At 66.2% G+C, this 10,831-nt stretch carries 6 protein-coding genes; 4 read left to right on the forward strand and 2 right to left on the reverse strand.

Features of this window, described 5'->3' with window-relative positions:
- The first annotated feature begins 734 nt into the window (after nt 1-734).
- From ACY34J_RS28290 to ACY34J_RS28305, 4 genes are all read left to right on the forward strand, one after another.
- Nucleotides 735-1,298 carry a hypothetical protein gene (locus ACY34J_RS28290; protein WP_462761989.1) on the forward strand — a complete coding sequence of 188 codons (564 nt, stop codon included), beginning with the start codon at nt 735-737 and terminating at the stop codon, nt 1,296-1,298.
- 8 nt (nt 1,299-1,306) lie between these two features.
- Nucleotides 1,307-1,840, forward strand: coding sequence for a hypothetical protein (locus ACY34J_RS28295; RefSeq protein WP_462729492.1), 534 nt, complete (start codon nt 1,307-1,309; stop codon nt 1,838-1,840).
- Nucleotides 1,841-2,145: 305 nt separating this feature from the next.
- Complete coding sequence (locus ACY34J_RS28300; protein ID WP_462761990.1) at nt 2,146-6,177, forward strand: golvesin C-terminal-like domain-containing protein; 4,032 nt, start codon at nt 2,146-2,148, stop codon at nt 6,175-6,177.
- A 235-nt stretch (nt 6,178-6,412) separates the two neighbouring features.
- Nucleotides 6,413-6,805 (forward strand): hypothetical protein, encoded by a 393-nt coding sequence (locus ACY34J_RS28305; RefSeq protein WP_462729490.1) that lies wholly within the window; start codon nt 6,413-6,415, stop codon nt 6,803-6,805.
- Here ACY34J_RS28305 and ACY34J_RS28310 read toward each other — a convergent pair.
- Together ACY34J_RS28310 and ACY34J_RS28315 are read right to left on the reverse strand one after the other, a co-directional pair.
- A complete protein-coding gene (locus ACY34J_RS28310) occupies nt 6,759-9,689 on the reverse strand; it encodes a putative T7SS-secreted protein (RefSeq protein ID WP_462729489.1) in 2,931 nt (976 codons plus the stop codon). The genes ACY34J_RS28305 and ACY34J_RS28310 overlap by 47 nt on opposite strands.
- Nucleotides 9,690-9,806: 117 nt before the next feature.
- On the reverse strand, nt 9,807-10,157 hold the full coding sequence (locus ACY34J_RS28315) for a hypothetical protein (protein ID WP_462729488.1): 351 nt from the start codon (nt 10,155-10,157) through the stop codon (nt 9,807-9,809).
- Between the last annotated feature and the right edge of the window lie 674 nt (nt 10,158-10,831).

Genomic DNA, 10,831 nt, shown 5'->3' on the forward strand with positions numbered 1-10,831 from the left:
GAAGATCACTCTGAATCCACCTCGGTGGATCGAGGCTTAGTGGGTCTGTGAAGGCTGGCTCTCTTGGCGGCTGGGGAACATCAACACAGCCGGTGACGCCGGGGGGTGATCATGGTTCGACTAGCGCAGTGATCGGGTGCCGTGCGGACTCGGTCGAAGATCGTGAAGCCGAGGACGACGGCTTGGAGGCGCAAGACAGTCTGCCGACCCGCGCCCCGCCGAGGAGGGTGTGCAGGTAGATGTCGTTGTCGGTGACGCTGATGCGCAGCGAACGTGGTGACGTTCAGCCAGACGTTGCGGGGTCCGTCAGCTATACCCCCTTCGGCCGTGCGGTGGTTCCCGACATGTAGTCCTTTAACGGAAGGACGCGCTCAGGTCGCCGAATGCGCGACCTGTGGCGCAGTTCCGTGTCTTTCGGCACACCGCGACACGCTCACTGTGTGGCGAATGTCACCTGTGGTGGCTATGTGTGATGCAGTAGATGGCTCGATTTACCTCATTACATCCAATAGCGGGCATTGTGTATTCGGTTCGCCACCCTGCGTAGCCGAGTCGACTGCATGACCGGAAGGCACCCCAATAAGCCCGTAGGTCTTCGAACCTCTTTGCGGGTAGGTTTCTATGCGATCGCGAGGCTGGCCCGGCCCGCGTAGAACCGGGGGGTTCGCAAAAAACGGGGACGGGTGCTCAGTCTGCGGCACGACCAATTCCGCATCTTCGGGGGGAACACCCATATGGCTACGGCCAAAACCGTCTTACGTACCATGCTCGCCATCACCGCCACAGCCGCGTCCGCCGTCGGCGCTCCGCAGGCCACCGCGGCGATCAGACCCACCACCTCAGAGCCGAAGACGCCGGCTCAGGTAACGGAGGTGGCCGGTGTCAAGATCTCGTCGAAGGCCAGCGCCGAGACCCGCGAGATTGCCCAGTCCGACCCGGACGCCGTCAGAGCCACCGCTAGCCTCTGCGGTTCCCAGTACAAGCTCTACAACGCGGAACGGCTGCCCGATGAGCGCAGGTTCGGCACCCTGTTCCTCTACGACAACGGTGGCCTCGGCCCAGACAACTGGCTGTGCGCTGTGTTCGACAACAACCTCGGCTCATCCAAGTGGATGAAGCTTAGTGTCTGCGAGAACAAGGCCAGCAGGCCCCGCTGCGACACCGATGAAGGCAACTACAGCCAGTATGCCGGGCCAGTGAAGATGAACAACTGTGCGGACACCACGGCATTGATGAAGCACCGCAAGAGCGATGACGCGTACATCATCAACGCAGTCCGCGGCAGCTTCTGTAACTAGGAGATGAGTTGACTCTCAACGCACCGGCCCCGTACCGCAGCCCGGGGGGCGGCAAGGCTCTCGGGGTGGCCCTGGTACTGGCTGCCGCAGCAGCCCTAACAACCGCGTGCAGCAGCGGCACGGGCACGAATGCACAGGACAAGGCGTCGCCGAGAGTTACCAGGGAAGCGGCGCCGACCGGCTCGGAGAAAGGTCACAGCAGCACGCCTGAGAGCAGCGGCACGCCCAGCAAGGGCGGCGCGGACGTCGTCGCCTCCAAGGACGGCGTGACCGTGAAGAAGCCGGTACGCAAAGAGTCCGGCGACTCCTTCTGGGTGGGCGTAGAGGTCGCCAACGAGGGCCGCGATCCCGCCAAGTATGTTGCCTACATCCGGCTGACGGGGCCGCTCGGCTACAACGCACTCCTGCACGTCGACACGGATGTCCTGCAACCCGGCCAGCGCGCATCGGCAGTTCACACCGCGCTGGATGAGGCAGGGACGAAACCTGTGCCGAAGAACCCGAAGGTCGTCATCGTCAGCGTGGACCGCACACGCGCATAAGAACACTCTGTCTGCCTGGCGCGGTACAGCGCCAGGCAGGGCGGTGTCGCATGACAAGTTGAAAGACATCTAGTGGTGTCGTTCCCGCCGGCAGCCCGGTGGGAGCGTCGCGTTCCGCATGGGATCGCTTCTGAGCTGAAGAAAAAGCCGGACGACAGGTCGCAGCGGGGGAGTGGCTGGCCATGTACGCGAAGCGACCTGTGGTTGAGGTTGTTCCGATCTCCCGCAATTACATCTCCGCCGGAGGCTTGCTCTTCTGCCTGCGGGCGCCGGGCTCCCGGACGGTTTCACGCCCTGATTTGGGCATGTTTCTCGGAAGAAAGACGGGGAAGTTGAGACGCAGCATATTAGGGGCGCGTGTTCCTGTGACCACGGCCATCGCGCTCGCGGTGGCCTGCGGGTTCGGGACCACGCAAGCCTACGCAGACGCAGTCCCGCCAGGGGCGGCCAACGGTTGGTCCCCGCAAGCACCACGGTCGGGCGACGGGACAAAGCCGGGCGCCAAGCCCCGCTCGGTCCCCACGAAGCAGCGGACCGCGGTACTGGGCAAGAACTACCGGTCGTCGTCGGACCAGGCGTTCACGACGTCGGGTGACGGCACAGGGTTCCACGTGATGGTGGCCGACGAGAAGGACGGCTACCGATGGAAGACCGCTGCCTCGCTGACCGAGCCGGGCTTCGAGACGGACACGTGGATCGGCAACGCCTGCGTGACCGGATCCGGCACCTACGCCGCTGTGGCGTACGCGCCGCGTACGTTCACGAACAAGCCCGAGCTCATGAGCCGTGGCGCGTTCGCCGCTTTCGTGGATCTGAGGAGCGGCGAGGTGCGGAAGCTGCCGTTCCAGGCCACCCTCGGGTACTTCTCTCCGGGCTGCGGAACGGGTGAGAACGTCGCGTTCTCCCAGTTCACCGATGAGAAGGCGTCAAAGGAGAACAAGACCCGGCTGGTCACGGTCGACGCACGCACAGGCGAGACCGAGCAGGCGATGGTGCCCGGTCAGGTCACGTCGGCGGTTCCAGTAGGCGACCAGATCGTCGCTGCCCGTGGCCCGCAGATCGTGAAGATCAATGGCCCGACGGTCAGGGTGGTGGCGCGCACCCATGCCACGCCGTTCCAGCTCAAGCCGGATGCTGGCGGCGGTGTCACCTTCATCGACCGTCTTCGCGGCGGGAGGATGCGGTCTTCGGCCGATGACGAGGCTGCGGTCTCCCGCGTCAGTGCGTCGGCCCTGCGTGCGGCGAACGGCAAGGCGAGGGCCGCGAAGCTGGCGCAGGGTGGGCTGACCCGGTTCGACCTCGCACCTACACCTGGGGGAACGGTGTACGTCACTGGTCAGGCCCGAAGCAGAGGGTCGCTGCCTGACGCGGTCCGAAACCCTGGGGGAATCGACAAGGACGCCCGGATCTCCAGCCGCGGCGCCGCCGCTGTGACCACGGAGTGGGCGAACGGCAAGGATTCGCGGATCTTGCAGCGGGACGCCTTCTCCGCGCGAACTGCGAGGATCACGCTGAAGGCCCTGGATACCGGTAAGAAGGCCGTTCTGGACGCAATGCCGGGTGACCGTATCGGCAGCGACAGGGCCGAGCGTGCCGCGTCTGCGGCGAGCCCGGCCTTGCCCAAGCGCGCGTCGTCCGGCAGGGCGGCGATGGCGTCGACGATCGACGCGGACCGTTGGTGCTCGGTCCCGAGGAACGATCCGAAGAAGCAGGCGTTCCAGCCGACTCCGCGTCAGATCGAGTGGGCGGTGGACCAGGCCATCGTCGGCAAGCTCAACAAGGGCGCGACGAGGGCCGCAAACTGGAAGAACACGGGCATGGCGGCGTACGCGCCGCAGTCGCTGTTCCCGCTGAAGTCCCTGAGCGGCGGCAGCGGTGCGGACTGGCATATCCCGGCTCAGGTGATGCTCGGCGTCACCGCGCAGGAGTCGAACATGTGGCAGGCGACGCGATACGCGGTGCCTGGAGTCACGGCGAACCCGCTGATCGGAAATTTCTACGGCATCAAGTACAGCTCCGATGGCACACAAGGCGATCCGTGGTCTATCGACTGGTCCAAGTCAGACTGCGGCTACGGTGTCGCACAGGTCACCGACGGCATGAGGCTCTCGGGTAAGGGCCAGCCCACGTTGTCTCAGACGCAGCAGGAGGCCGTCGCGCTCGACTACGCGGCCAACATCGCGGCCGGTGTGAACATCCTGGTTGAGAAGTGGAACCAGACCCGGGCTGACGGAATCATCATCAACAACGGCGATCCGAAGTACATCGAGAACTGGTTCGCCGCCCTGTGGTCGTACAACACGGGCTATCACCCGAAGTCCGAGTCCGGCAACAACTCCGGCAAGTGGGGCCTGGGATGGACGAACAACCCGGCCAACCCTCTGTGGAAGGAAAACCGTACGCCATTCCTGGAGAACGCTGCCGGGGATGACGACTACAGCCACGCCGCGCACCCGCAGGACTGGCCGTACCAGGAGAAGGTCATTGGCTGGGCGGCGCGGCCGATCGCGGCGATGTTCAAGCCCGGCGACATCCAGTCCGGATACCGTCAGGCGTGGTGGAACACCACCATGAACCGCACAACCGCCAAGCCTCCGATCAATACGTTCTGCGACAGCAGCAACAAGTGTGACCCGCAGAAGATCGGCGAAAGTGCGAGCAACGACACCGGCAAGGGCCCGTGCCTGCTGCCTGGCGACCCGAACGATAAGGATCCGCTGTATCTGAAGTGCTGGTACAACAAGCCGGCCAAGTGGAAGGACTGCGTGTCCGCAGCGCAGTGCGGAAACCCGGTCCACCGGTTCGACGACACCTACCCCGAGCAGCCGGACGCCAATTCCTACCCGCCGCGGTGCTCAGCCGGCCTGCCCTCCGGGACGAAGATCGTGGACGACGTCGCCAACGGTGTCACACCGACCGGTTCTTCCGGCCGCTCGTGTGGTGCGGTCTCGTCCGCGGGTTCCTTCAGCTTCGAGTTCGGCAGCGCCTCAGCCAGGATCGATCTGCACCAGATCGGCGCTGCCTACGGCAACCACTTCTGGTTCACGCACACCAACAAGTTCGGCACGAACGATGCCGGCCGTCTGAACGCCACGGGTACGTGGAGGCTGGGCACATCAGACCGCGGCTGGATGCGCGTCTGGGTCCACCTGCCCGACCACGGCGCACACACCCGGCAGGCCGCCTACTCGGTGGGCGGTACGAACTCCACCAGCGCTTTGCGCGTGAAGCCGCAGAGGGTGATGGAGAACAAGTGGGTGTCCCTCGGGGCATTCAACTTCACGGGGGCACCATCGGTGGCTCTGTCGAACGTGACGGAGGACGGCAAGGGCACGGAAGACGTCGCCTGGGACGCGGTCGGCTTCGAGCCGCTGGGCGGCAAGCCGAAGAACCAGATCGTGGTCATGGGCGACTCCTACTCCTCGGGCGAAGGAGTCTCCGAGAACGGCGGCGCGGACTACTTCCCGGAGTCCGACTACTACGACCAGCAGCAGCCGGACACGGAGGACAAGTGCCACCGGTCGAAGTACGCGTGGTCGCGTCAGGCAACGCTGCCGGGCTACTCGAAGTCGATCGGGCAAATGGCGGACGCCCGGGACCCCAACATGGACTACCAGTTCGTCGCGTGCTCCGGTGCCCGCCACTACAATATCCTCCGCGAGGGGCAAAGCAGTGAGCTGCCGCAGATCGAGCAGGGCTATCTCGACCAGAACACCACGCTGGTCACCCTGGCGATCGGCGGCAACGACGCCCGGTTCGCTGACATCGTCCAGGAGTGCATCGCGGCCATGACCGTGTGCAACAACAACTCCATCGAGGACGTGGACCCGGACACCGGCAGGAAGAACGGCAAGGAAACCGGCCCGCTGGATCAGTGGGCACCGAAGTGGCTCCACGACCAGGTCAGGCCGCGTCTGGCCAACACCCTCGGGGAGATCCACAAGCGTGCTCCCAACGCGGAGATCGTTCTCATGGGCTATCCCAGGCTCCTGGAGAAGAACGGTCAATGTGTCACTGGCATCGGTACCGAGGAAGCGCCGTGGCTCAACGGGATGGCGGACACTCTGGCTAGCGAGATGCAGGGCGCGGTCGCCGACGCCAACCGCCAGTACAACGCGGACGCGGTGTTCTCCGACCCGCGTGACGAGTTCGCAGGCAAGGCGATCTGCGGTGATCCGGAGTCGGTGCACGGCGTCGTCCTGTCCGGCCACTCGCAAGCGGACAACCGCGACACGAAATGGCTGCCGGGCAACGTGGCGCCGTCCATGAAGTGCTTCCACCCGAAGATCGCCGGTGCGCGTCTGTACGTCGACAGCCTGGAGCACACGCTCCAGTGAAGTGATCTGGCTGGCCCGTCTCGCCGCCTTCGCTCTCGCGGGCGGCGTGCTCGCCGGCTACGTTCGCCTCTCCGGCGGCCGCGGTCGGCACGTGCCCCGGACTCGTGAATGGCAAGGGTGCGGTCACCAAGGAGCTGACAGGCTCGCTGTTGTCCGCGGCTGACCTCCTCTGATCCTTTGGGCGGGGCCTGAGTGCGTGAACTCAGGCCCCGCTTTCCTCTACGAAGGAGTGAAAATGACAAGCAGGAAGATCGCCCGCTTGGTCAAGGGCGCTGTCGTGTCGACGGTGGCTGCCAGCGCCTCCTACTGGACCTGGACGTCTGGAAGGGAGTGGGCGGGGGGCGTGAGGGAGGCCAATCCGGACGCCTTCTTCTCCGGGGCTCTTGAGTCGGTGCTGGCAACGGCCGCTGGGGTGATGTCGATGCCGCTGCTGCTGTGGGCAGGGATGCGTGCGTTGAGGGAGCGCGGCAATCACCTGCTCGTGACGGTGGGTACGGTGGCATGGCTCTTTCTCGGAGGCCATGTGGTCGAGGACGACGTCAGCGTTTGGGGCACAGTTGCATACCTGGCCTCGTTCGCGATCATCGGCGGCCTGCTGGCTCTGCCCAACGCTCCGGACAAGTCCTAGCGTCCTCGGTCCATCTCTTTGATCGCCTCCCGCGGCAAGCACCTTCTTGCTTGTGCAGACCCGTCGCCCCACTCGCTCTCTGCTTGGTCATTGGTCTGCTCGCCGACCTACTCCGCGTGGAGGCCAGCCGAGTGCTGCTGGGAAGCCCTGTGAGGCTGCCCGGTGCTCGATGGACGGTGCCCCGGCGTCTCCGCTGGTCTCGGGCTCGGGGTCGGTCTCTGTCCCGGCGATGAGGATGCCTTTGATGGTGCGGAAGACGGGTCGCCGACGGCAATGGCCCTGGCGCATGGGGCTTCCAGCCGTGTCTCGCCGTACTTCTTCCGCAGACCGAGAACCCCCTGGGCGGCGCGGAGCCGATCGAGCGCGTTGACGTCCAGCAATTGGTCGACGACCTCGCGGCAGGCATCACCGATCTGCGACGCCTGGGTGCGGCACCAGACCGGCGTGCGCATCTGGAGTGTAGCGGCTGGTGTTCCCGGCCGGGTCGGTGTGGGTCAGGAGGTTGCCCTCGCCGTCCCATTCCCAGGTCTCCCGCGTGCCGTCTGGGGCTTCGCGCCAGGCGGGCTTGCCTTCGGCTGTCCAGGCCAATGCGGGTGGTGTGGCCGAGGGGGTCGGTGATGGTGATCGGGCGGCCGAAGGCGTCGCGGGTGACCGTCGTGGTGTGCCCGAGCGGGTCGGTCACCGCGATGGGCAAGCCGGCGGGGTTGGCCTGAACCTGGCGGGTGTGGCCGAGGGCGTCGATGACGGACGCCAGGTGACCCGCGGCGTCGTAGGTGTGATGTGCCTCGGCGCCGGTGGGGTCGGTGACGGTGAGGAGGTTGCCGCGTTCGTCGTAGGTGTAGCGCCAGGTGGCTCCGGCGGGCTCGATGATCTCGATGGGGAGGTGGTGGGCGTTGTACGTGGCGCGGGCCTCGGTTCCGTCCGGCAGCTGGACGGCTGTGAGGTTGCCGGATGCGTCGTGGGTGTAGCGGGTGACGTTGCCGAGCGGGTCGGTGACCGCGGTGACATGGCGGCCGGTGGGGTCGTACTCGGTGAGCCTGGTGTTTCCCAGCGGATCGGTGATCGTGGTGACCTTACAGGCGGCGTTGTACCGGTAGGTCGTGGCGTGGCCGAGGGAGTCGGTGTAGACCGTGGTGCGGTTGTCCTCGTCGTAGTGGAACCGCCCGGACAGCGCGTTGTCGGAACCGACGGTGTGCAGGACCCGGCCCCGGTGGTCGTAGAAGTAGCCGAAGCGGGTGCCGTTGCGGTCGGTCCAGGAGGTGACCCGGTCTTCCTCGTCATAGGTGAAGGTCAGCGGCAGCCCGGAGGAGTTGAGGACCTCGGTGAGGTTGCCGGCCTCGTCGTAGCCGTACGAGGCCACCAGGGTGCCCTCACCGCTGGGGTCGTCAGGGTCCAGCACGCGCAGCGCGGTGATGCGCGGCATCTCCGGATGGGTGTCGATCGCGATACGTGTGCCGCCGTGCTGGCGGATTGCGGTCGGGGCGTCGGTTACTGGGTCGTAGTCGATGGTGGTGCGGCGGCCGGCGCGGTCGGCGATGGCGGTGAGCGGCGCCTCGCTGTGGCCCGGCCGTGGTGTGAAGATCAGTGTCCGGCCCGTGCTTGGGTCGGTGATGTGTAGGTCGCTGTCGGGCTTGCCGTCCCAGGTCAGCGGCCACTGTGGGCCTCTTTCCGGGTGGACGGGGGCGTCCGGTTGAGGCGGCGGGTAGGCGAGCAGGATGCCGTCGGCACCGGCGAACACCACGCCGCGGTCGTCGAGTTCCAGGTGCTGGTCCAGGGTGGCGGCCCAGCTGGGGCCGTACCAGCCGCCAGCGCCGTAGCTGGACAGGTGGGTGCGCTCCAGCACCAGGGGCTGGGCTCCGGGGAGCGTCAGATCAGTGTGAGTGATGATCAGCTCGCCGTTGGCGATGTCGACCGGCTCCCCGGCGCAGGACTTCTCCCCGCTGGGGCGGGAGACCTCGTCCGGGGTGTGGTCGGTGCTGTCGCGGCCCTTGCCTGGTTTACGGAGCAGGCCACGGGTCTTGGTGGCAAGCGAGCCGCCATCGGTGAGCAGGGCCAGGGCCATGTCGGGGATAAGTTGACCAGCGGCGCGGAATGGCTGGTCGCGCCACATGTCCCAGTTCACTGCGGTCTTGGCAAACTCCACTGGATGCTGGGCACCGTAGACAACCCCGTCCACCATGCCGGCCAGCTGGAGGGCGCTGGATGCTTTCCACGGCTGGGACATCATCGAGGCCAGCTCCATGAGCCCGCTGCCGCCCTCGTACACGCCCTGCAGCAGGTCCTTCCCCGCACCGAGGGCCTTGTCGAACCAGCCCGGCTCGTCAGGGGCCGCCTCCGCTGCTGCTTTGAGAGCCCGTACGGCCGCGGCTGCGGCTTCCTCGACGTCGCGGCGCAGGGTGTTCAACCGGCCTATGCACTCGTTCATCGCATCGCCGCCGGGATCGCTCTCCGGCGGACGCGGGGGCAGGTTCGCGTCCTCGCGCTCCACGGCCGCGTTGTAGGCGTCGACCTCGTGCTGGTACCGCCGGGAAGCCGAACGCGCGTCCGCCGCATCATCAATGAGCGGTGTGGCCTTGTTCTGCGCGTCGCGCAGGGCGTGTGCGAAGTTGGTGAAGGCCGTGGCGGCCCGGCCGAACTCCTCGGAGGCAGTCACCAGCGTGTCCGGCAGCTGCTTCACCGCACGGCGGAAGTCGATCGCCGCGGTGCCGCTCCACTGAGCCTCGTGAACCTTCTTCAGCCGCTGTTCGGCGTCGCGGAACGCGCCCGCGTACATCCGTAAAATCGCCGCCAGGTCATCAAGGGCCTGCGGGTCCCCGGGGATCAGGTCAGTCTTGGTCGCATCGGCCGGTATCTCCGAGGCGGTGCCGCCGCCGTCCAAGCTCATCCGAACGCCCAGTCCTCAAAGCCCTGCTGCCACTCCCTGTCCTTGTCGGTGAAGGGAACGCCGTCAGGACCATCGAGCACGGGCGCGCCGTTCTGCCGCGCCCACTGCTGCCCGGCGTTACACCTGGGCCGTGGTTCCGCCGCCGCCCAGCCCGGCGAGGTTCTCGCCCGATGGGGTGAAGCCCTCGATCCCGTACTCCTCAGCCTGGGTGTAGGCGTTGATGGTTTCGCCCAGCTTGGCGACGACGTCGTCAGCGAAGTCGGCAAGGAGCCCCATGCCATAGCCCCAGGCAGACAGGAATTCCTTGCCCGCTGAGGCGACTTCGGCGGAGCCTGGGTTCTTTAGGTAGTGGCCGGCCAACTCATCTTTCTCGTCCTTGATTCGCTTGGCTGCGGCCATCGACTCCTGAAGCGGGGTGATGATGGCCTTCAGCGAGTCGATCTCAACGGAATAGTCCGCGCCGCTCACGACGCGCCGTCCGACGGGGAGTGCGCCTGCCGCCAGGGCTCCGGGTCGATGAACTGCGGGAAAATGCCGAGCACATCGAGAACGAAGCGGTAGCCCGGCGGTGCCAGACTCATTAGATCCTCACCCGTAGTGGACGCCCACGCACACGCCCCTGCGTACCGGGCCAGCTCTGCCAGCGAGGAGAACACTGGGATGACGCCCGAGCCAGCCTTTCCCACGCTCAGGAAGCCTGGCCCCGGCGGGCGCTGGAAGTACAAGGGCGAGCGCAGAAGGACAGCTATCAGATCCTGGGTTGTGGCCTCACCGGAGGCGGTGAGTCGTATGGCCTCCGCGAGGTCGATGCCAACTGCCTTCTAAGTTATGCCGGTCCCCGTTTCCGTCACCCGGCGAGGCTATCAAACACGCGTACGGCACAGATGCGTACGGTGCCACATCCGGACGCTCCTCTGGCCTGCGGCGACATAGGCTTCCCCAAGCCGCTCGCTGGAACTTGGGCCTCCTGGAGTCGGGTCCAGGCCTTCGGACTTCGGCCCAGCAGCACCGTGGCGTCGCCGGACGATCGCAGGGGCGGAAGCAGCACACGGCGCCCTGCCGTCGTGCCGGGCAGCTTCTCACCTGCCTCTCACAGGCCTCTCACGGATTGAGTGTCCCGAGGCGGCAGATGGTGTCATCCT

The sequence above is a fragment of the Streptomyces sp. HSS9-12 genome (genome assembly GCF_054963655.1).

What these genes read in the sequence shown, in the direction of transcription:
- ACY34J_RS28290 (WP_462761989.1), top strand. Translation starts at nt 735, where the DNA reads ATGGCTACGGCCAAAACCGTCTTACGTACCATGCTCGCCATCACCGCC.
- ACY34J_RS28300 (WP_462761990.1), top strand. Translation starts at nt 2,146, where the DNA reads ATGTTTCTCGGAAGAAAGACGGGGAAGTTGAGACGCAGCATATTAGGG.
- ACY34J_RS28305 (WP_462729490.1), top strand. Translation starts at nt 6,413, where the DNA reads ATGACAAGCAGGAAGATCGCCCGCTTGGTCAAGGGCGCTGTCGTGTCG.
- ACY34J_RS28310 (WP_462729489.1), bottom strand. Translation starts at nt 9,689, where the DNA reads ATGAGCTTGGACGGCGGCGGCACCGCCTCGGAGATACCGGCCGATGCG.